Annotated in this window: 21 protein-coding genes; 3 read left to right on the top strand and 18 right to left on the bottom strand. The window is 28.7% G+C overall.

Going from position 1 to position 20,838, the window contains the following annotated elements; genetic code table 11:
- Nucleotides 1-11: 11 nt before the first annotated feature.
- The 4 genes from H0I29_RS14565 to H0I29_RS14580 all read right to left on the bottom strand — a co-directional run bounded on the left by H0I29_RS14565 (nt 12) and on the right by H0I29_RS14580 (nt 3,749).
- Nucleotides 12-593, bottom strand: coding sequence for a sigma-70 family RNA polymerase sigma factor (locus tag H0I29_RS14565; protein WP_218752985.1), 582 nt, complete (start codon nt 591-593; stop codon nt 12-14).
- Nucleotides 594-833: 240 nt separating this feature from the next.
- On the bottom strand, nt 834-2,228 hold the full coding sequence (mnmE, locus tag H0I29_RS14570) for a tRNA uridine-5-carboxymethylaminomethyl(34) synthesis GTPase MnmE (protein WP_218733580.1): 1,395 nt from the start codon (nt 2,226-2,228) through the stop codon (nt 834-836).
- Nucleotides 2,229-2,323: 95 nt separating this feature from the next.
- On the bottom strand, nt 2,324-3,199 hold the full coding sequence (locus H0I29_RS14575) for a mechanosensitive ion channel family protein (RefSeq protein WP_218733582.1): 876 nt from the start codon (nt 3,197-3,199) through the stop codon (nt 2,324-2,326).
- Between the two features lie 49 nt (nt 3,200-3,248).
- Nucleotides 3,249-3,749: a Dps family protein gene (locus tag H0I29_RS14580; RefSeq protein ID WP_218733584.1), complete on the bottom strand. Its 501-nt coding sequence runs from the start codon at nt 3,747-3,749 to the stop codon at nt 3,249-3,251.
- Nucleotides 3,750-3,921: 172 nt separating this feature from the next.
- Here H0I29_RS14580 and H0I29_RS14585 point away from each other — a divergent pair, with 172 nt between their 5' ends.
- Complete coding sequence (locus H0I29_RS14585; protein ID WP_218752986.1) at nt 3,922-4,260, top strand: DUF4870 domain-containing protein; 339 nt, start codon at nt 3,922-3,924, stop codon at nt 4,258-4,260.
- A gap of 404 nt (nt 4,261-4,664) precedes the next feature.
- On the opposite strand, the gene H0I29_RS14590 is transcribed toward H0I29_RS14585, so the two are convergent.
- The 3 genes from H0I29_RS14590 to H0I29_RS14600 are packed head-to-tail and all read right to left on the bottom strand — an operon-like array spanning nt 4,665 to nt 6,104.
- On the bottom strand, nt 4,665-5,096 hold the full coding sequence (locus tag H0I29_RS14590; protein ID WP_218733588.1) for a DUF4268 domain-containing protein: 432 nt from the start codon (nt 5,094-5,096) through the stop codon (nt 4,665-4,667).
- 3 nt (nt 5,097-5,099) lie between these two features.
- Nucleotides 5,100-5,513 carry a hypothetical protein gene (locus H0I29_RS14595; protein ID WP_218752987.1) on the bottom strand — a complete coding sequence of 138 codons (414 nt, stop codon included), beginning with the start codon at nt 5,511-5,513 and terminating at the stop codon, nt 5,100-5,102.
- Nucleotides 5,514-5,522: 9 nt separating this feature from the next.
- Nucleotides 5,523-6,104: a tRNA-(ms[2]io[6]A)-hydroxylase gene (locus H0I29_RS14600; RefSeq protein ID WP_165731051.1), complete on the bottom strand. Its 582-nt coding sequence runs from the start codon at nt 6,102-6,104 to the stop codon at nt 5,523-5,525.
- A 791-nt stretch (nt 6,105-6,895) separates the two neighbouring features.
- On the opposite strand from H0I29_RS14600, the gene H0I29_RS14605 reads away from it, so the two are divergent.
- On the top strand, nt 6,896-8,716 hold the full coding sequence (locus H0I29_RS14605) for a sodium:proton antiporter (protein ID WP_218752988.1): 1,821 nt from the start codon (nt 6,896-6,898) through the stop codon (nt 8,714-8,716).
- A gap of 499 nt (nt 8,717-9,215) precedes the next feature.
- Here the strand turns inward: H0I29_RS14605 and dnaX are convergent, their stop codons facing one another.
- A complete protein-coding gene (dnaX, locus tag H0I29_RS14610; protein ID WP_218752989.1) occupies nt 9,216-10,910 on the bottom strand; it encodes a DNA polymerase III subunit gamma/tau in 1,695 nt (564 codons plus the stop codon).
- Nucleotides 10,911-11,333: 423 nt separating this feature from the next.
- On the opposite strand from dnaX, the gene msrA reads away from it, so the two are divergent.
- Nucleotides 11,334-11,993 carry a peptide-methionine (S)-S-oxide reductase MsrA gene (gene msrA, locus H0I29_RS14615; RefSeq protein ID WP_218752990.1) on the top strand — a complete coding sequence of 220 codons (660 nt, stop codon included), beginning with the start codon at nt 11,334-11,336 and terminating at the stop codon, nt 11,991-11,993.
- Nucleotides 11,994-13,000: 1,007 nt separating this feature from the next.
- Here msrA and H0I29_RS14620 read toward each other — a convergent pair.
- The 10 genes from H0I29_RS14620 to H0I29_RS14665 all read right to left on the bottom strand — a co-directional run bounded on the left by H0I29_RS14620 (nt 13,001) and on the right by H0I29_RS14665 (nt 20,783).
- Entirely contained in the window at nt 13,001-13,561 is a 561-nt protein-coding gene (locus H0I29_RS14620; RefSeq protein WP_218733598.1) for a DUF1572 family protein, read from the bottom strand.
- A gap of 93 nt (nt 13,562-13,654) precedes the next feature.
- Nucleotides 13,655-14,830, bottom strand: coding sequence for a hypothetical protein (locus H0I29_RS14625; protein ID WP_218752991.1), 1,176 nt, complete (start codon nt 14,828-14,830; stop codon nt 13,655-13,657).
- Nucleotides 14,831-14,980: 150 nt separating this feature from the next.
- Complete coding sequence (locus tag H0I29_RS14630; RefSeq protein ID WP_218752992.1) at nt 14,981-16,168, bottom strand: WG repeat-containing protein; 1,188 nt, start codon at nt 16,166-16,168, stop codon at nt 14,981-14,983.
- 153 nt (nt 16,169-16,321) lie between these two features.
- The gene (locus H0I29_RS14635; protein ID WP_218752994.1) at nt 16,322-16,936 is read right to left on the bottom strand and encodes a hypothetical protein; all 615 of its coding nucleotides are present in this window, start codon (nt 16,934-16,936) and stop codon (nt 16,322-16,324) included.
- Between the two features lie 162 nt (nt 16,937-17,098).
- Nucleotides 17,099-17,644, bottom strand: a complete 546-nt coding sequence (locus H0I29_RS14640) for a hypothetical protein (protein ID WP_218752996.1) — start codon at nt 17,642-17,644, stop codon at nt 17,099-17,101.
- Between the two features lie 95 nt (nt 17,645-17,739).
- Nucleotides 17,740-18,270, bottom strand: a complete 531-nt coding sequence (locus H0I29_RS14645) for a hypothetical protein (RefSeq protein WP_218752997.1) — start codon at nt 18,268-18,270, stop codon at nt 17,740-17,742.
- Nucleotides 18,271-18,439: 169 nt separating this feature from the next.
- On the bottom strand, nt 18,440-18,964 hold the full coding sequence (locus tag H0I29_RS14650) for a hypothetical protein (protein ID WP_218752998.1): 525 nt from the start codon (nt 18,962-18,964) through the stop codon (nt 18,440-18,442).
- 22 nt (nt 18,965-18,986) lie between these two features.
- Entirely contained in the window at nt 18,987-19,394 is a 408-nt protein-coding gene (locus H0I29_RS14655; RefSeq protein WP_218752999.1) for a hypothetical protein, read from the bottom strand.
- A 136-nt stretch (nt 19,395-19,530) separates the two neighbouring features.
- The gene (locus H0I29_RS14660) at nt 19,531-20,379 is read right to left on the bottom strand and encodes an IS3 family transposase (protein ID WP_254712738.1); all 849 of its coding nucleotides are present in this window, start codon (nt 20,377-20,379) and stop codon (nt 19,531-19,533) included.
- Nucleotides 20,325-20,783: a helix-turn-helix domain-containing protein gene (locus H0I29_RS14665; RefSeq protein ID WP_025566198.1), complete on the bottom strand. Its 459-nt coding sequence runs from the start codon at nt 20,781-20,783 to the stop codon at nt 20,325-20,327. The genes H0I29_RS14660 and H0I29_RS14665 overlap by 55 nt, the downstream gene beginning before the upstream one ends.
- Nucleotides 20,784-20,838 lie beyond the last annotated feature (55 nt).

A 20,838-nucleotide genomic window follows, 5' to 3' on the forward strand; every position in this document is an offset into this window, starting at 1 on the left:
TTATTTCTTTATCAAGCCCAATTAGTTTCTAAACACTCTTTTAGCAAAAGTTTGGCTCTGTGTACTATCTGCCAATAATTAGACACAGTTACACCCAAATCCTGACAAATTTCATCGGTCTTTTTATCCGTTAAATATTTTGAAGTAATGGCAACATTCCACTTTTTCGGTAAACCACCAATGCAATTTGCAAAAATTCCATTAAAATTTTCATTATCCAATAAATGTTCTTCATTATCCCAAATTGGATCTACTTTTCTATCTTTCCAACTATTGGTTTCATCAAATAAGTCATCGGATAATTGAAAACCTTCTTTTTCAGAAATTTTAAATTCATGCTTTTTAATTTTAGCATTTTTTCTATAAAAGTCTATAATTTTGTTGTTTAAAATCGTAAATAACCATGTTTTAGGTTGGCTATTTCCTTTAAAACTATCTATTTTATGATAAGCAGACATAAAGGTGTCTTGCACTAAATCTTCAGCAATTTCTTTTGCAGAAGTTTTATATAATGCCCAAGAATACAATGTGTCACTGTATTCATTAACCCAATTTTCAAAAATAATTTTAGGCTTTTCTGTTTCAACTTCCATTAAAATATTGGTTAGTACTATTTATAAATCAAATATACTATTTTAAATTTATAGGTAAAGATATCTAATTTTCAGTTAAATAAAATTAGTGTGGCTTACAAGGTAAAATACTATAAATACATTTACATTTTTAAATTGGTCTAACAGAAAGTATTTTCATTCTGTTAGTTAAGTAATGAAACCAAATTTAAGATATATGGCAAACAAAATCCTACTAAAGGAAGCTAAAAGATAACAAATCTATTTCCCGATACAAAAGTTCCCAAAAATATGCCCTAAAATATCTTTATCAACATCATATTCACCGGTAATATTACCAAGGTGACGCAAACACTCTCTAATATCGATAGAAAACAAATCAGTAGAAATTTCTAAGTCGATACCTTCTTGCACAGAAGAAATTGCGATTAAAGCGTTATTTAAAGCCTCAAAATGACGCGAATTGGTAACAATCGTTTCATTGTTACTCAAAGCTCCAATATTAACCAAAGAAGTCAATTCATTTTTAAGTTCTTCAATACCTGTTTTATTTTTAGCAGAAAGTAGAATTAAATTATCAATTTCAGACTGTAAAATAGACGAATCAGAACAAGATAATGTATCAACTTTGTTAGCAATCACTAATAAGCGCTTGTTAGGGAAGCGTGTTTTTATAGTTTCTATTTCTTCTAAAAACTCTTCACTAGCATACGCGTATTTATTGGAGTCAATTAAGAAAATAATCAATTGGGCATTCTCTGCTTTCTCGTACGCTTTTTTAATCCCGATACTTTCTACAACATCTTCTGTTTCTCTAATTCCTGCAGTATCAATAAACCTAAAAGCAACACCATCAATAATCATTTCATCTTCAATAGCATCACGTGTTGTACCAGCAATATCAGAAACAATGGCTTTTTCTTCGTTTAAAAGTGTATTTAATAAAGTAGATTTTCCTACGTTTGGTTCCCCAATAATAGCAACCGGAATTCCGTTTTTCATGGCGTTTCCAAAAGAAAAGCTATCAATTAAACGCTTTAGAACAAAAGTGATTTTAGCAACCAATTCTTTAAACTTCGTTCTATCAGCAAATTCTACATCTTCACCAGAAAAATCGAGTTCTAACTCAATTAAAGCAGCAAAATCTAACAACTGAACACGCAAGTCTTTCAATTCATTGGTAATTCCTCCTCGCATTTGTTGAATAGCCATTTGGTGACTAGCAGCGGAGTTAGAAGCAATAACATCGGCAACAGCTTCTGCCTGACTTAAATCCATCTTACCGTTTAAAAAAGCACGCATGGTAAATTCACCATTGTCAGCCATTCTACAACCATTCTGTAAAAATAACTGAATAATTTCTTGCTGAATAAAGCTAGAACCATGACAAGAAATTTCAACTACATTCTCTCCTGTATAAGAATTAGGATTCTTAAAAACAGATACTAAAACTTCATCAATAAGGATTTCGTTTTGTACAATATGCCCTAAATGAATGGTATGTGTTTTCTGGTTTTTCAGTGTTTTACCTTTTTTAATCGATCTAAAAAAAGAATCAACAATAGTAATGGCATTTTCGCCAGAAAGTCTAATCACAGAAATTGCACCAACACCAGCAGGAGTTGCCAAAGCAATAATAGTATCGTTTTTAATCATATTGCAAAAATACACAAGATTTTACAGAAAAATAAAAAGCTCAACACAAAATGTGCTAAGCTTTTTAAGTAATTGGGGGAATAAAGTTTCTGGGGTTAAGATTGCTCTTTGTCAACAATATTCTTGATGTCTAACCTTTGATTTGGTAATATCTCTAATGTTCTCATAGGGAACGGGATACTAATATTTTCTTTATCAAAAGCTTGCTTAATTTTTATAATAGCGTCGCTCTTGGCTTTTAGTTTTTCTAATGCATTTGTAGAATCTATCCAAAATCTACATAAAAAATTAATAGAACTGTCTCCAAATTCAGTGAAGTAAAATTCTACATTTTTACCCAATTCATTCTGACTAAAATTAGAGCCAATCACTTCTTTTGTTAAAGCTTGCACTTTTTCTAAATCCGCACCATATTCTACACCACATTCTATAGAAATTCTCATTTTGGTAGTTAAAGAATAGTTTTTAAAAGGGCTTTCTAAAATAGTTTTATTGGGTATAACTACCATATTATTATCTGCCTCTTTAATAACAAAGTAATTTAAATTAATATCTATTACTTCGCCAGAATAGCCATTGGTCTCTACCCAGTTACCAATATTTAAGTTTTGCCTAAAGGATAAAACAACACCAGAAATGGTATTAGACAATGTACCTTGCAGTGCCAAACCAATTACAATACCAGACACACCAGCAGCAGAAATAATGGCTTTTAGGGTGTCATCAAATTTTAATACGGTCATTGCCAAATATAGACCTACTAAAATAGTTAGGGCAGAGGCAAATCTAGAAACTAAATCTCTAACAGATTTTTGTCTTATTTTTTTTCCTATCGTTTTGTTTACAATAGAATTCATTCCTCTTGAAGCAAAATAGGCTACAAATAGTACAACTACTGCAATAGCAATATTGGGAATATTTTTGATAAAGACATCTTTCCAGATCTCTAGTTTTTCAGTTATTTTATCCATTTTTTAATTAAGTGATGAAATTATTTTGAAGTAATGTAAGCTAATTTTATTATTCTACAAAACTACTGTCCAATACGTCACTCGTGTTTTTAGACCATGCATTCAACATCCAAGAAGATTTTTCTAGCTCTCTAATGTATGCTCCAATTAAATCTGCCGTACCTTCATCTTCGACCTCATTGGCTTTCTTTATTACTTTAGAAAGTTGTGTTAAAATTATATTTTGATCGTTTTTTAAAATGTTTACCATTTCAACATCTGTTAATAGTGGACTAGATTCTTTAACGTTAGAAACTTCTATGTAATCAGACAATTTACTAATTGGGTGGTATTTTAAGGTGACTATTCTTTCTGCAATATCATCAATTTTAAGTTTTGTATCATTATACATGTCTTCAAATTGATTGTGTAATTCAAAAAAGTTTTTACCTAAAACATTCCAATGAAAATTTCTTAATTTCTGATAATACACTTGGTAATCTGCCAACAGTACATTTAATTCTGATACTACTGGTAATGCTTTGTCTTTGTCAATATTTAAGTAATTCATAATATATGTTTTTAAGTTCCATACAAAATTACAATCAATGCATAGTTTGTCTTTGCTCAAATAGAATACATATTAACTCAAATACTTTTTTATAAAATAACAACTCAAAATATGTAACAAAACAAACTTTTTTAAGTCTAATAAGTACACAACTAAAACTTTATATATAAAAATGAAAGAAGATAAACAGCTATTAGTACTTACACATTTAAGTCAATTATTAGATTTTGTAACCGGCATTGGAGGCTTTATAGTTCCTTTAATTTTATGGATCACAAAAAAGGATGAAATCTTTGGAATGGATGCACACGGAAAAGCAATTCTTAATTTTAGAATCTCTATGTTTATTTATATCTTAATTTGTATTCCCTTAATTTTTCTTTTCGGATTAGGAATTTTAGGGTTCATTGTAATCGGGATTTTCTATTTAATTTTTCCAATTATAAATGCCATAAAAGTAAGTAATAATGAAGCTCCAAATTATCCTTTGAGTATTACATTTATAAAATAGAAAAAGAAGAAATTTGCTTATTAAAATCGTCCATTTTTAGGACGATTTTTTTTGTGGTAAATATGATTCCTAAGTTGGGCGTTCCCTAAAAAGGTCAGGCTTTACACTATATCTTTTTGTAAAAACAAAAAGGATGCCGCTCCAATCCTTAACGCAAACAAATTATAGACTATAAGAAAAATTGATAGTTATCTTTTTAATGGTTGTTTTTATTTTTATGGTTTTTAAAATCAATTAGTTAGGTGTTGTTTGTTTAAGTTTTAATTTAACTTTATTTTTATTAATTTATAGTTGTTTTTTATCACAATAATTACATTGTGAAAGACAATACGATCAATAAAAACACCATTTAAATCACAAAATAAGAAGTAACTATTTGAGTAAAATTTTGAAAATATATAAGATTAAATGTTCTTTATAATGTCTTCATATTCGTAAAAAAAGAGCTCGAATTTAGGCATGGTTTCCATGTAAAATTCAAAACAATCTCTCCAAGAATTTTTATTATAAACGCTAAATTTTCCTTCAAAAGGAACATAAATTCTATGAATTATTTTACCACTTTCTAGCTCAAATTCATCGTTAAAAATCACCTCTGGTAATTCAGTTTCTAGCAACGTTTTTAAAGATAACATTTGGTCATAATACAGCAGGTTTACCAATTCATCTGGGTGCTCAATGTCTAAACAAACCATAGCTTGTTTTCTTTCGGCAACAAATTTAAAAGAGAAACCTTTAATTTTAGTGTTGTATAATAACCATTTTCTAGGGAAAGATTTCCCAAAACTAGTCCAAAAATCTTTTCGTAAAAGTGCTGATTCTTCTTTAGAGAACATTTGTTATTTTTTATTCTGTGTAAATATGTGGACCTTTTCTGTGCTAAACCCAGTAGAAAACCAGGTTCTATAATATAAAAGATCTGTATTAAAATTAGTAGCAATAAGATTGGCAATTGCTTCTAATTTGGTGTTGTTAAAATCAGAATTCGATTTATCAATGTTTAAAACAATTCCAAAATTATGCTCTTTGGGTACATTATCATCCCATTCGTTTAAGACTCCAACTTTATAAGGTTTGTTTATATGATAATCAATTCCGTTACAATTAATTTCTGCGCTTTCTGTTTCATCTTCGGAAATAAAAGTCATTTTTGGTAATGATAAAACCGAACTAAATTGCTTACAAAACTCTTTTAAACTCACATCTACAAAAACAGAAAAATGTTCAATTTTAGAAATATTATCTATATCCATATCTAGTGTTTATCCGTGTATTTTAGCTGTATTACCACGTTCTTTCATTAATTCTGCTTCAAAAGCTAATAAGGCATTCCATTTTTCGTTAACAATCTCTTTGTCTTGGTATTGACGTGCAAACTGTAAAAAAGTAGTATAATGTCCTGCTTCAGAAATCATTAAGTTATTGTAGAATTTAGACAATTCTTCATCTTCCATATTTTCAGAAAAGACTTTAAAACGCTCGCAACTTCTTGCTTCAATTAGGGCAGCAACTAACAAACGCTGAATTAAAGCATCGGTTCTGTCTCCTGTCTTTTTAAAGAATTTTTGCAATCGGATAGCATAATCATTCTTTTGCTCACGTCCCAAAACCATTCCGCGTTTTACCATTAATAAATGCACCATTTTAAAGTGTTGCATTTCTTCAATAGCAATATTGCTCATTTCCTTTACCAACTCTGTCTCTTCAGAATAATTAATAATAATAGAAACGGCATTAGAAGCTGCTTTTTGCTCTAAAAATGCATGATCTGTAAGTATTTGCTGTAAATTGTCTTTGGCTATTTCTGCCCAAGAAGTTTCGGTTTCAAATTGTAATCCTAACATACTTTTATATTTTTTTGTAATCTAAAGCTCAAATAAGCTAGAGATTTAATTTTTTAGCATTTACAAAGGTTTTCTATCTACTTTAAAAATAGGGCAAGCATTTGTATTATAATTAGGTAATACGGTTGCTATAATAACCTGTTTTACAAAATAGTGTACCTTCAAAAAAAATTGAACGTCAAAAATAGTGCAATTTTCATTAAAAAGTACCTTACATTTTTTATTTACTTGTGGTGTGCTATGTTTAAAAATATTCGTTTTGTAAATGTATTTCGTTAGAAATCAATAAAAGTTGTCTTCAAACAAAAGAATTATAGAGGAGATAGGTAAAAAGCTGCTTTTAATTTAACTTAATTTGTTATATTTTTTTTCAGTTATTAAACTTACTATAGTCATATCTAACGCTGTAGAGAGTTATTAGATTAATAAATAGGTTTAGCTGCATTCAACCAGACTTTTTATATGTTTTTAACTAAATGCTATCCAATTAACTACTTAGCTTTAATGCTTTAACTTCAAAATTAATTATTGCACCTATTTTTAAAGGTTTTTGAATCTATATATTCGTTTTTAAAGCCATTAGTTCATATACATCTATGTTGAATAATAAGTTTAAATTTTTGAGAAAACGTAGCCTTATTTGTAATTTTATAAACTTTATGTAAAAAAGAGATATATAGTTTCATTTATCTGTAGAATAATGTAAAATTTAGATATAATAAAAAACTGCTTATTTTATTTTTATGATAGGCAAACATTCTTATTTTTACATTTAATAGAACGATTGATATATGATAGAATTAGCAGGTATAATTATTTTAGGAATATTAGCACAATGGGTAGCATGGAAATTTAAAATCCCAGCAATATTACCTTTAATTTTAATTGGTTTACTAGTAGGACCAATTGCTGCAGAGTTTTTAAGTGAAGATGGAACAAAGTGGATAGAGCCAGTCTGGAATGGGAAAAAAGGTCTTTTTCCTGGAGATAGTTTGTACTACTTTGTGTCTTTAGCTATTAGTATTATCCTTTTTGAAGGTGGCTTAACCTTAAAAAGAAGTGAAATTAAAAATGTAGGACCCGTAATTACAAAACTAATAACAATAGGTTCTACCATTACTTTTTTTGGAGCAGGAATGGTAGCGCATTATGTTTTTGATTTAAGCTGGGAACTTTCTTTTCTATTTTCGGGTTTAATTATTGTTACAGGACCTACTGTAATTACGCCAATTTTAAGAAACATTCCTCTAAAAAAAGATATTTCTACGGTTTTAAAGTGGGAAGGAATTTTAATAGATCCAATAGGTGCTTTAGTGGCGGTATTGGTTTTTGAGTTTATTAGTGTAGGTGGTGGAAGTGGTTTTACTAAAACAGCCTTATTAGAGTTTGGTAAAATATTACTTTTCGGAACCACTTTTGGGTTTACGTTTGCACATGCTTTAGCGTATGCTATCAATAAAAAAATGATACCGCATTACTTATTAAATGTAGTCTCTTTATCTACCGTTTTGCTGGTGTTTATAGAGTCGGAAGTTTTTGCACATGAATCTGGCTTATTGGCAGTTGTGGTGATGGGAATGGTTTTAGGAAACGGAAAATTAAGCAACTTAAAAGAATTGCTTTATTTTAAAGAATCTTTAAGTGTTTTGTTAATTTCCATCCTATTTATTTTATTGGCTGCAAATATTAACATGGAAGATTTACTCTTGTTATATACCTGGAAAACAGTAACTCTTTTTGCTGCTGTTGTCTTTGTAATAAGGCCTTTAGCTGTTTTTGTAAGTACTAGAAATTCTAAATTAAAATTCAATGAAAAACTATTTATCAGTTGGGTAGGACCTCGTGGAATTGTAGCGGCAGGTATTGCTTCTTTATTTGGGAGTAAGCTATTAAAACAAGGTGTAGAAGGAGCGGAGTATATTACGCCTTTGGTTTTTATGATTGTTTTAGGTACTGTTTTATTTAATGCCACTACAGCAAGGTTGTTTGCCAAAATGGTGGGTGTTTTTCTAAAAAGATCTGATGCTATTTTAATTATTGGAGCCTCTAGTCCTGCAAGGTTAATTGCAAAATATTTAAAAGACAATGACAAAAGGGTTATTTTGATAGACTCTAATAAAAACTTTATTCAAAAATCATTAAAGGCAGGTTTAGAAGCTATTGAAATAGATATTTACAACCAAGACTTAACGGATAACATTGAGTTAAATGATGTAGGTTATCTAATAGCTATGACGGGAAGTGAAGCGGTAAACAAATATGCTATAGAAAGTTTTTCTAATAATTTTGGAGAACAAGGTTCGTATCGATTGGCAACTTCCGAAGAAATAAAAAATCCAAATTTAAGTATAGAGCAACAACAAATATTATTCAATCCAAAAGGTGATTATATTAATTTAAGTGAAGCTTTTAGAGAGAATCCTAAAATTTATGAAGTAGAAATTAATACAGAAGAAGAATACAAAACAATGGTTTCTAGGTTGTTTAATGAATTTAAATCGGTGCTTTTATTTATCAGAAAAGATGATAAATTATACCTAATCCCTGAATTTGAAAAAACAGAATTAACCAAAGAGGATTGTACTTTAATTTACTTAGGTAAAAATGTGTAATAATTTAGTGAAAACAATTTGCTTAACTATAAACACTAATTAAATGAAAGCTCACAATTTTTTTCAGAGCTTGTCGAAGGATTTTATTTTAATTCTTAATTCTATAAGTATTAAAGTTTTTGTTTAAGTAGTTGTTTGTAAGTGTTGATATATTAGCATTTTATTGTTTTTTTTTAAAAATTTAATAAAGATATTTACTTAGCTAAAAATGCTAAACCAATATACTCACGATGCCCTCTTGAGTCTGTCGAAGGGTGCAGTTTAAGACGCTTAAAACTGCCCAGTTTTCACTTATTAGAATACTATTTAATAAAACACAAAAACTCAAACAATATAACTATCTTCAATCTCTTTAGTATCTTTTATTATTTCAGAAGTATATTTTTACAACTCTAAAATTTTAAGAGCATTTCTAGTCTTTCGTTTCCTTTCTTTTAAATGATGATCAAAAAACAGGTTGTTATTATTACATTTATAAGTAACAATAATCGAAGTATTGTTACATGTCTAACTCAAAAGCCTGACGTAGTTTGTCTATAAGAGGGTTTATTTCTTTCATCTTATTATATTTCTCTTGCGGAGTGTAGGCAAACTTCTTTTCTATGGTTTCGTTTAAGCGAACATCAAGACTGATACCATAATTGTTAAGTTTTTTTCTTAAGAAATTTATCAATTCAGATCTTCCTTTCTTAAATTGCTCTTCCATTAACTTATTAGGTACCGAAAAAGATATTTTATAGTTTTTACCTAATTGTGGTGCGTCTGTTCCTACAATAGAAGCCATACTACGCTCTCCTTTTTGAATTAACAGCGCAACATACTCTTTCCATAGAGTCTGTAAAGCTTCTTCTGTAAAAAAGTCTTTTGGATGGTTGTCGAAATTTTCTTCTACAACCGCTTTCTTTTCTACCTTTTTTTCGTGAATACTTTTTAAGGATAACGAAGATGCACGCCTACCAACAGATTTTAATATTGGTTTTATTCTAGGTTTAGGTGGTTCAACCTTTGGAGCTTGTGCAATAACAGGTTTTTCAATTTTTTTCTCAACCAGTTTTGCAGCCTCTTTTACAGCAGGAGAAAGTGCCTGAAAAAATGTAGCAGGAATTATGTAGTTAGCTGGTTTTTTTTTTTCTCCATCAAAAGTGATAGAGGCAATTTGCATAATGGTTAATTCTACCAGCAGTCGCTGATTTTTACTTGCTCTATAATTCAAATCACACTGATTTGCTTTTTCTATAGATTGCATTAAAAACGGAATGCTTGCCTTGGTGGCTTGTTCTAAGTATTTCTTTTTAGCAGCATCACCAACTTCTAACAGTTCTAAAGTAGCTTTGTCTTTAGCAACTAGTAAATCTCTAAAATGACTTGCCAATCCGTTTATAAAATGATGTCCTTCAAAACCCTTTGCTAAAATAGTATTAAAAGCATTTAATACTTGTGGTATTTTGTTGGTTAACATTAAATCTGTCATATTAAAATACGTTTCGTAGTCTAATACATTTAGGTTTTCGGTAACAGCTTCACGGGTTAAATTGTTTCCAGAAAAACTAACAACTCTATCAAAAATAGATAAAGCATCACGCATTGCGCCATCCGCTTTTTGAGCGATAATATGCAAAGCATCATCTTCTGCCGTAATATTTTCTTTTTCACAAATTACTTTTAGGTAATTTTTAGCGTCTAAAACACCAATTCTTTTAAAATCGAAAATCTGACAACGAGATAAAATTGTCGGTATAATTTTATGCTTTTCTGTAGTTGCTAAAATAAAAATAGCATGTGCAGGTGGTTCTTCTAACGTCTTTAAAAAAGCATTAAAAGCTGCCTGAGATAACATGTGTACCTCATCTATAATATATACTTTATACTTACCGGTTTGTGGCGGAATACGAACTTGGTCTGTTAAACTTCTAATATCATCAACAGAGTTGTTAGAAGCAGCATCCAGCTCAAAAATATTAAAAGCAAAATCTTCATCTGCAGAAACTTCTGCATCTTGTTGATTAATGTTTTTTGCCAATATTCTAGCACAAGAAGTTTTACCAACTCCACGTGGACCTGTAAACAACAAGGCTTGCGCCAAATGATTGTTTTTTATAGCCTTTTCTAACGTGTTTGTAATGGCTTGTTGCCCAACAACATCCGCAAAAACTTGTGGACGATATTTACGCGCAGAAACTATAAAATGCTCCATGTATAATAGATTGTATATTGTTAAAGTCTTTTTAAGTGTTCTTATAAATCAAAAATAAATTTTGATTAAAAAAGGCATTATAAGTTTAAAAAATTAGTAAACTTTCTGCTTCGCTTAACGAGACCGGTTTATTTTGTGACTAAATTATTCAACAAAAATAGGGGTATCAGGTATTTTTTACAAGATATTTTCTTAATAAAAACCTAAAGTTGTAAACAACGTGTAAAATATGTATATTTATAACGACTACTTAGGTAAGTTAAAATTAAATTTGATTCCCAAATAATGGGATTGAATGTTTCTAAGGGTATATTAAAGATATAACCCTTGGGATTTTTTTAATTAAAAGTTCGGAAAATTGTACTAAAGATCAACCAACTGTCTTTTGTGCAATTTTCTTTTTAACCCTAATCCTTAAGTAAAATGAATATTTTAAAGTCTGTTACCTTTTTAAGTTTATCAATATTATTAATTTCTTGTTTCGGTTTTACTGATAAAAAAGAAACTCAAACTGAAACCAAAGCAAGGTATACCGCTAAAGAAAATACCAAAGTCGCGTATTTTGCAAGTGGCTGTTTTTGGTGTGTAGAAGCTATTTTTGAAAGTGTAAGTGGAGTAGAAGAAGCTGTTTCTGGTTATGCTGGCGGACATACGTTAAACCCAACATATAAAAGTATTGGAACTGGTAAAACAGGACATTCAGAAACTGTAGCAGTGTATTACAACCCCGAAAAAGTTTCTTTTGAAACGTTAGTTACCGTGTTTTTTGGTTCTCAAGATCCAACAACAAAAAATGGACAGCATCCAGATTACGGAACTCAATACAGATCTATTGCTTTTTATGAAACTGCAGCAGAAAAGGCAATTATAGAAAAAATGATTGAAAAATTAAATGCAGAAGTGTACAATGGTAAAATAGCAACCGAAGTTACCAAGCTTAAAAAATTCTATAAAGCAGAAGAGTATCACCAAGATTTTGAACGTAGAAATCCGAATCAAGGGTATATAAAAGCGGTTTCTATACCAAGATTAAATAAATTTAAAAAGAGGTTTCCAGCGTTGTTGAAGACAAATAAACATTAAAGAATAGGTTTTATATATTGAAAAAAGCAACTCATTGAGTTGCTTTTTTTTGTTTTTAGCTGTTATACTTTAAATATAATGATTCAAGAACTAAAGTAAATGAGAAGAAAATATTATATAGTTATTTAATAATAATTAATTTCATCTTCAGTTACAATTTAATATTAGTTTCAAACTTCTTTTAGAAGCTATTAAAACAGGCTTTTGCTATCGCTAAATCGGGATTAACTTATGATAATAATTATAGAAGTGTTTTAGTGAAAAATTAATGAGTTTTTCTTGTTTTTTACCACAGTACTTTGTTCGCTGTAGTTTTTTCAATTCAGATTATTAATTAAGATTCAAGTAAAATGAAAAAAAACATATTTTATAAAATTATTGTTATAGAATTAATTTCAATATCAATTGGTCTTTTTCTTTTCTTTCGCTAAATAAATTTAATATAAACCATAAAAATGTTCTTACAAAAGTCACTATTATAGACATTCTTAAAAACTCTTTTAAACTTAATTTAAATTCATAACCAATATATGTGAGTAATGAAATCCAAAAAAGAACTAATATTCCAACAAAAAAAACAATTCTATCATAAAACAATTCAGAATTATTGCCCTTTCCAGCTATTAAGTAAAAAAATATAAAAACTGATAAAATATTAAGTATGACCCAACAAATTGAAATTGCTAATGAAACTCCGACAGTTATAAAAATTCCCTCTTCAAGAATATTATGTTTAAAAATATATAATTGTAAAAACTTAAAAATAATATTCCTAAAAATATGATTAGTGAGTTTTTTTGTATCGGTTCAATTTCAAATATTTCTTTTATCATAAAGTTAATTCTGAGTATGAGTGAGCAATTGCAGCTAACGGTCTCGGCGATTAGTAGTTGCGTGGTTTAGCACTAAACTTTGCAAGTACACACTAAACTGAAAATCCGTGAGGATTTTCAGAAGTAGGCGAGAACAAGCAATTGCTTATTATAGCCATTGTTGTAGCAAGTTTTTTAATTTTTTAAGTCATCAGAGAAATGTCCCTTATGTTTCCCTTTTGAAAATTTGTCTTTGTTAAATTCATTTGATTTTCCTTTCGGGATAGTCAAACTTTTCCATTCGTTTCCTTTAATCATTTTTCCTATGTAAACAATCTGCCCGATATGATAAGGATAATGAGCAAATTGTCGATTTATAGCTTCCAAAATTGAGTGTTCCTGATTTCTGATATAAACTTTTGTTTCAAAATTATCTTCGTTCACAGAGTCTAACGCATCGAACAGACATTTCCATCCGTCATTCCATTTTTCAAGCAATTCATTTTTAGTTTTTATCACCGATTCAAATTCCAAATCTCTTTTCCGCCATTCTTTTTCTCCGTCAGAGGTCAAAAAATCGTTCCAGCGAGATTTCATATTTCCCCAAAGGTGGTTTACGATTATTGCAATTGAGTTTGAGTCTTCGTTAAACTGCCAAAAAAGGTATTTTTCCTCTAATTGGTCAAATGTTTTTTCTCCGACAGATTTGTAATATTCAAATTGCTTTTTTACACTATTTATATATTCGGTTTTCATTCAGCGTTTCGTTTTTTCAAATTGGCTACGTTGATGTATAAGAATAGTAGCGGATTTTCATTCACTAACTTTCCGGATTAACAAATACCTTTTTTATATTTTCAATACTTTGGTTTTAGCGACTAAATCGCTATTATTTTTATCCATTGTTGGCAATAGTATTTTATAATCAAATGTCAAAGACAATAACAAGAAGGGCAATACCATATTAAAATAACTAATATCAAAACTTGAATCAAATAGAGTTGCCTTAAATCCACTATAATAAATTGATGTAAAGAATGCTATTGATACAGGTAGTAATAGAAAAATAACGATCAAATATATTATTGATTTTATGTTTTTTGCTCGAAAAGAATATATCATTGGCGCTATAATTAAAATAAGACTTAATATGCTAGGTAATTGTCTGTTTTGAAGTTCAAAAGGATTATGTTTATAAAAGTGTTCCAAACTGCTAACTTTGTTAAAACAGATATATGAAAATAATATAATGGTAGCTAAAGATACTGCTATAAAAGTTATCTTTTTTTGTACGGAAAATCTGTAAAAGTGCTTGAAAAATAATATTGAAATTGGGATAATAGCAGTAATTCTGGTCATTACCAAGGATGTCAATAAAAATGATTCTAATAGTGTGTTGTTTTTTATGTTTCTAAAAATTCTATCTTGCATAACAACAACAACAGCTAAAATTATAATAAAATTAGACATCAAATCACTTTTAACATATATTTCCCAAAGGTATGAAGGTGAACCTATTAAAAGTAATAAACATAATAGCCTTTCCTTATAAGTGTTAAATACTTTCGATATAATATAAATAAATAATAAAAATGCAAAGGATTGTAAAAATCCAATATTACCTAAAAAATAGAATGGAATTCCAATGAAAAGAAGGGTAGGTAAATTTGAAGTTCTTCCATTCAAATGGTCTACTGCAGAATAAGGATACTCTCCATTTAAAAGAGCTTTTACACCAACTTCCATTGCTGACCATCTGTCCACCATAAGCGAATTACCATCTACATTAATGTTTATATAAATTGTAAAAACAAAGAAGAGTATAGAAGTAATATAAAACAAAGGTTTATAATAATTCTTTAAATTTAATCGAATGTATACAATACTAATTATTGATATCAATAATGTATAAATAAAGGCTACTACGTAGCCATTTAAAACATCTATTCTGCTAACATATTTAACTACAAAAAGAGTATTTATAAAAATAAAAATTAAATATGTAAATGATAATCTTTGTTTCATATTATTGACAACGTTGTTGTGTATGATTTCGTTGCGTTGGTTTAGCAGTAAAGTTACTAAATAATTACAGACCAAGAAAGTCTGCGAGGAATTTCGCAAGTAAGCAAATAGCCAGCAATAAAGTTTATACGGTGTTTGGTAAAGTAATTTTTAGAATTCAGATTTTATTATTTTAACTATAAATTCTCCTTTTGTGTTTATTAACCCTTTTTCACTAATTCCTTTAGAATCATAGTTTATTGCAAAAGCTTTTCCATTTATTAAGTTTATTATTTTGGCAAACTGTTTACTTACAATTTCCTTTTTAGAATTTATAATTACTGTTTTTCTATTAGACCTTAATACTGCAATCGTTTTTTGTTCATTAACTAAAGAAATTAAATTTGATTTAGTAGCTTTTACTTCAATTTCTTTATCAAATGAATTGATAATTTTACCATTTATGTCAATTAATTTGACATCTGAAGAATAATAACTGTCTTTCACTAAAGCAAAGCCTTTATAAAAATCAGTTACATCATCATATTTTGCAGGAATAATTAATTCTCCATTACTATCAATATAACCTTTTTTCCTTTCTTTATTTGTAACAATAGCTCTGTTAGAATGAAAATCACCAGGTTTTTGGGTATATTTAAAAGAGATTTTTTCATTATTTTTTGAGTCAATAAATCCCCATAAATAATAGTTTCCTGATAATTTACAAACTGCAACTAATCCATTAGAAAAATTTGAAGATTTGTCATATTCTGGTGTAATTACAATTTTATTAGATTTATTCAAAAAGCCTATTTTTTTAGTTTTTCGATTCTTAATTTGTTTTAATCCATCATAAAACATTTCAACTTTCTTACTGCTCATTGCTTCAAAGACTTTCATACTTGAAGACAATTCATTTAAACCTAATTGTTTATTTATTTCCTTTTGGTTGTAATCACATATTATGTTTCCTTTTAAGTCAATAAATACTTCTTTATCGTCATTCGTAATTGCCCAAGTATTATCAGTAATGAAAGGTTTTATTTCTTTAAATTTATACTCGGTAATTGGATTTTTGTTAAAATCAATTAATCTATATAGTTTCGTATTATTGTCAAAATCATAAGTAACACCTTCATAAAAACTGAAGGTTGTTAAATTCTTATCGTATTTTTTAAATGTGATCTTTTCAGCTGTAACGTTTCCAAGAGTATCAACTAATGCAACCCCATTATTTTTTAATATTCCAAAAGATACTCCATTATAGTTTTTCCCAAAATCATTTGCTACAACTTCTTTTTGAGAATAAACAGAATTGACTAATAATAAAAAAGTAATTGTAATAGTTCCTATTTTCATTTTTTTTATTTTACCTAACGTTGTTGTTTAAGAAAAGTTGCGTGGTTTAAGCACTAAAGTTAGTAAATAAAACACGAACCAAGAAAATCCGCGAGGACTTTCCCAAGTGAGCTATAACTAGCAATAAAGTTTATACGGTGTTAGGCAAAGTATTTATATGTTTTCTAATATATCTCCTATGAATATTCTAATTCCTTTTGAACTCTGAATCATATAATAGGTTCCTGCAATTTTTTCATCTATTGATACAAATTCATCTGTTTTTCGTATTCCTCCTTCAATTTGTTCAGAGTCTTTTATTCTTACTGAGGAATAAAAATGTTGATTACTTAGGTGTACATATCCACTTCCCGCATCATAGATTTTTTTCACCCATTTGAAACCTTTAATTTCTTTAATTAACTTCACTAATTTTGTGTCAGTTAAATTTTGTTTTTGATTTTTGTGATAAGTCATATCACGAATTTTAACGCCTTGACGAACTTTCTTTGCAAAAACTTCAACATTAAATTCTGATTGAATCGACGCAAATATTCGTAATAAACTATCTAAGTTAAGTCTAACTAGAGGTGCAGCAGCAATATAATTGCTGTCTTCTACTAGTGTAATGTAGCCTCTATTTAAGTTAACTGTTCTATTCAAAACAGAAACACAGAATAAAGTAAATTCAGTATGTCCTATTTTTTTAATTAGAGTTTTTCCAATATTAATTAGTTTCTCATCTTCATTTTGTAATTCTTTTAATTTATTGGAAAGTTCTTTATTCATCTTGTATATTTTGCCTAACGTTGTTGTATAAGCTTTGTTGCGTTGTTTAAGCAGTGAATTTAGTAAATAAAACACGAACGGCGAAATTCCGAAGGAATTTCCCAAGTGAGCTATAAACAGCAATAAAGTTTATACGGTGTTGTAAATAGTGTTTTTTTAGTTTCAATATGTTTCATTTATTTTTCTAATTCTAACCCACTTAAAAATTACCCAAATATAATTCACTTTATAATTCAACATTTGTTCGTTATAAAACATAGCGTGAAAATCTTTATGTGTTGAAAAACTCTCAACTAACTCAACTTTTGTATAAAAAAATGGAATTTCATTGATTTTACAAGCTCCAAAACGTATGATATTATAAACATTTTCTTCTTTAATTTTTTCGTAATAAAACTCAAGATGATTTCTGTAAAATTCCGATTTTTGAACTGAAGCTGAATTTCCTTTTTTATATCTTTTAGGGTTAGTTTCGTTTACAATTTTTTCAACTTTTTCAATATCTCTAAAGAATTCATCTCCACAAGAAGCAAAGTAAAACCTTTCCCAAATAGAATCATTTTCAACATTATACTTATTTGAAAGTCTTCTTTCACTAAATTCCTTAAATTCATTAAACATCTGCTTTTCCAACATAAAATCTCCAATAAGTAAATTCAAACCTATTTGTAGAGTCAAAATGGCAAAGATTAATCTCTTAATAGTCAATTTTTTCAATTTCAGATTTTTACAGTTTGAGTGGTTTCACGCATTATTTACAACGGTGTTAGGCGTAGTGTTTTTACTTTTCAATACTTCTTTTTTCAACTTGGTTTTTTAAATGTTCTGTCGTGTTTCCCGCTCCACGAAGTTATATAATATGTAATACAATCATAATTAAAATGTTCAAGATTTTTCCCACTTTCAAGAATTTCTATTTCTTTATTTGTCAAAAGTGTTGATGCTCCACCACCAGCAGAAACAACAAACAATTCGTCTTTTAATAATTTATAAAAATTTTCAAATGCTTTTTTCAGTTCCTTTTTGAAGTTCAGTTCTGCAAAATTATCATAATGGCTATGAAAATTACCAAACCCAACAGTTAATTCGTTATTTTCAGTTTCAAAGTATAAATTAGCAACAGTATTTTCATTTTTTGGTTTTAGTTCAATTGAAATATACTTTTTTCCAAAATTCGATTTTTCTAATGATATATTTTTTAAGAACTCTTTGTTATGTCTTTTTAAATATTTATAAACTTTAAAAGAATAATCATTTAACTCTTCACGTTTAAGTTCGTCTTTCTGTAATTTTAAAAAACTATAAAAATTATCTTTTATATTACTTAATATCATTTTATTACGTTCGTTTTTTTTGACATTACGCCTAACGTTGTTGTATAAGCTTTGTTGGGTGGTTTAAGCAATGAAATTACTAAATAAAACACGAACGGCGAAATTCCGAAGGAATTTCCCAAGTGAGCTAAAAACAGCAATAAAGTTTATACGGTGTTGTAAAACGTTTTTATTTCAGTTTTGCTTTTATTTTGTCCCAAAAAGTGACTTTTTCGTTTGATTCACCATCTTTCGTAAATTTTATTTTATTCCAATGTTTGTCTAAATCCTTAATTGTTTTTATTTTCAGACTTCTGATATTGATTTCGGTTAATCCCGTTTCTAAATCAGCTTTCATACTTTCATACCAAGTTTGATTCGCTTCTTCATTATTTGTTATTTCAACATCCTTAATTTGCGAACTAAATTCAGCTGTCAGTTTCTTCCACAATTCCGAATCTTTTTCGTCAGTATTGTAAGAGATTATTGGTTTGTCATTTTCTCTTTCATTTACGAATTGAATAATTTTCATAAAGATTTTAGTCTTTTGGTTTTCGCCCAAATTCGTATCGCTTAAATCTCTCAAACAGATATTTATTCCACCAAAACAAGTTGAATCGAAACCATATTCTTTTCCATTCAGATTATAATAAATTCCTTCTCCACGAGAACCAAATTTTATATGAGGAAATTCGTTTGATTTATCTGTGTTCATTGCTGTTGTAAAACGTTTTTTTTCATAATGTTTTCATACCGATAAATAAAGTTCCAATAATAATTATTAAAAGCCCAAATGAAAATAATTTATCGGAGGTTTTAACGTGTGGATTTTCAGCTGAAAATCCATAATCAATTTCACTCGAATTTCTTAAGAAGAGAATAAAATCTCTATTGTGAATTTTTTCACTCAGTTTTTTAAATAATCTGTCAAAAATCCAATATACTAAAGGAACACAGAATCCAAAATACATTAATCTTTCATTTCTTAACTCATTTTTTAATAATAAGCCAAAAATTCCGACAATCAAAAATCCTAAACAGAAAAACCAAACCTTCTTGGGTGTCATCCATTTTGCTTTTCTCGAATAAAGAATAAAGAAACTTATTCCAAGCGCAAAAAAAATTCCGATTATACTTTTATCCATTAAATTTTAATTTCACTTATTGAGGTCAATTGTATTATACTGATATAGGTTGACCTTTTTTTAGGTTAATTTATACCGTTCAAAAAATTTTTTTAGCCGTTTAGAAGGCAAAAAATATTTTGAACTAGTTTTGTTTTCAAATTGTTAGTTCAGTCAAATTTACATTATTTCTTCGATATGATTTGTATTTGATGTTTGGATTTAAATGTACTTCAGCTGGTTTTCTTAATTCTAAGCTAAAATGGGTTCTTAAATTGTTGTAAATATATACTGCTTGTTTTGTTACTTCTTGAGCAATGGCAGTGTTTTTAATGCAATTTCTAAGTCCATATTCATATTTTAAAGTTCTATTAATTCGCTCTGCAATTGCGTTTTCATAAGGATCATATTGTTCTGTCATGCTCATCATTATGCCATTTTCTTCTGCAAATGCTGTGTATTTGGGGTTACAGTATTGAAAACCTCTGTCAGAATGATGTATTAATTTTTTATCAGGGTATTTTCTATTTTTAATAGCCATTTCTAGCGCTTCTGAACAAAGTGATGTCTTCATGTTGTTATCTAATTTATAGCCCATAATTTGCTTAGAATATGCATCTGTAACGATTGCTAGGTAATTGTGTCCATTGTCTGTTTTAATGTATGTTATATCGCTTACCCATAGTTGTTCTGGTCGAGTAGGAACTTGGTCTTTAATTAGGTTTTTATATTTTCTAAATTGATGATTAGAGTTTGTTGTTGTTACATAGTTTTTAAGCCTAGGAACAAGTAAATTGTGAAGCCTTAACACATCGTACAACTTGTCTCTACCTATTTTAATACCTTGTTTTATAAAGTCTTGTTTAAGTTCATCATATAACTTAATTCCGCCAGTTCTCATACCAACTAATTTTCGATATTCCTGTATCATTTCGATGACTTTTTCATCGTTTAGTCGTTTGTTTTCTTGGGTTTTGAGTCTTTTGTAGAAAGCTTGTTTACTAATCCCAAAACACTCATAGAACCATTTTCTTTTAAACGGTTTTTCTTTTTTAGTTCTATCTCTTTCGCTAATGTTTTGGGCAACGACTTTTTTGACAAATCGACTCCAGTAATGATTTCCATGTCAGCAATAATATCTTGTTGAAATTCCTTTACAAACTCCAATTCTTCAATACGTTCCTTTAGTTTTTTAATCTCATCTAATTTACTCATACCTGTATTTTGTTGGACTAAAGTACTATATTTTTTGATCCAATACCCAATTGTAGTTCTAGGAACATCATATTTTTTGGAAGCAAAGTTTGTGGAAATCTGTCCATTCTGAATTTGGTCAACGACGAATAATTTGAGTTCTAAAGTTGCTTTTTCGTACGTTTTTTTTCGCCAAGGTTGTTTTTGTGTTTTCATAAGTGACTATAATTAAGTGTTTAATTTTTAGTCAACCTATTTCAGGAAAGTACAT

Origin of the sequence: Polaribacter sp. R2A056_3_33 (assembly GCF_019278485.1) — a bacterium.
GTDB lineage: Bacteria > Bacteroidota > Bacteroidia > Flavobacteriales > Flavobacteriaceae > Polaribacter.

Excerpts from the sequence above, each read along its gene's own strand:
- H0I29_RS14565 (WP_218752985.1), bottom strand. The coding sequence starts at position 593 with ATGGAAGTTGAAACAGAAAAGCCTAAAATTATTTTTGAAAATTGGGTT.
- mnmE (WP_218733580.1), bottom strand. The coding sequence starts at position 2,228 with ATGATTAAAAACGATACTATTATTGCTTTGGCAACTCCTGCTGGTGTT.
- H0I29_RS14575 (WP_218733582.1), bottom strand. The coding sequence starts at position 3,199 with ATGGATAAAATAACTGAAAAACTAGAGATCTGGAAAGATGTCTTTATC.
- H0I29_RS14580 (WP_218733584.1), bottom strand. The coding sequence starts at position 3,749 with ATGAATTACTTAAATATTGACAAAGACAAAGCATTACCAGTAGTATCA.
- H0I29_RS14585 (WP_218752986.1), top strand. The coding sequence starts at position 3,922 with ATGAAAGAAGATAAACAGCTATTAGTACTTACACATTTAAGTCAATTA.
- H0I29_RS14590 (WP_218733588.1), bottom strand. The coding sequence starts at position 5,096 with ATGTTCTCTAAAGAAGAATCAGCACTTTTACGAAAAGATTTTTGGACT.
- H0I29_RS14595 (WP_218752987.1), bottom strand. The coding sequence starts at position 5,513 with ATGGATATAGATAATATTTCTAAAATTGAACATTTTTCTGTTTTTGTA.
- H0I29_RS14600 (WP_165731051.1), bottom strand. The coding sequence starts at position 6,104 with ATGTTAGGATTACAATTTGAAACCGAAACTTCTTGGGCAGAAATAGCC.
- H0I29_RS14605 (WP_218752988.1), top strand. The coding sequence starts at position 6,896 with ATGATAGAATTAGCAGGTATAATTATTTTAGGAATATTAGCACAATGG.
- dnaX (WP_218752989.1), bottom strand. The coding sequence starts at position 10,910 with ATGGAGCATTTTATAGTTTCTGCGCGTAAATATCGTCCACAAGTTTTT.
- msrA (WP_218752990.1), top strand. The coding sequence starts at position 11,334 with ATGAATATTTTAAAGTCTGTTACCTTTTTAAGTTTATCAATATTATTA.
- H0I29_RS14620 (WP_218733598.1), bottom strand. The coding sequence starts at position 13,561 with ATGAAAACCGAATATATAAATAGTGTAAAAAAGCAATTTGAATATTAC.
- H0I29_RS14625 (WP_218752991.1), bottom strand. The coding sequence starts at position 14,830 with ATGAAACAAAGATTATCATTTACATATTTAATTTTTATTTTTATAAAT.
- H0I29_RS14630 (WP_218752992.1), bottom strand. The coding sequence starts at position 16,168 with ATGAAAATAGGAACTATTACAATTACTTTTTTATTATTAGTCAATTCT.
- H0I29_RS14635 (WP_218752994.1), bottom strand. The coding sequence starts at position 16,936 with ATGAATAAAGAACTTTCCAATAAATTAAAAGAATTACAAAATGAAGAT.
- H0I29_RS14645 (WP_218752997.1), bottom strand. The coding sequence starts at position 18,270 with ATGATATTAAGTAATATAAAAGATAATTTTTATAGTTTTTTAAAATTA.
- H0I29_RS14650 (WP_218752998.1), bottom strand. The coding sequence starts at position 18,964 with ATGAACACAGATAAATCAAACGAATTTCCTCATATAAAATTTGGTTCT.
- H0I29_RS14655 (WP_218752999.1), bottom strand. The coding sequence starts at position 19,394 with ATGGATAAAAGTATAATCGGAATTTTTTTTGCGCTTGGAATAAGTTTC.
- H0I29_RS14665 (WP_025566198.1), bottom strand. The coding sequence starts at position 20,783 with ATGAAAACACAAAAACAACCTTGGCGAAAAAAAACGTACGAAAAAGCA.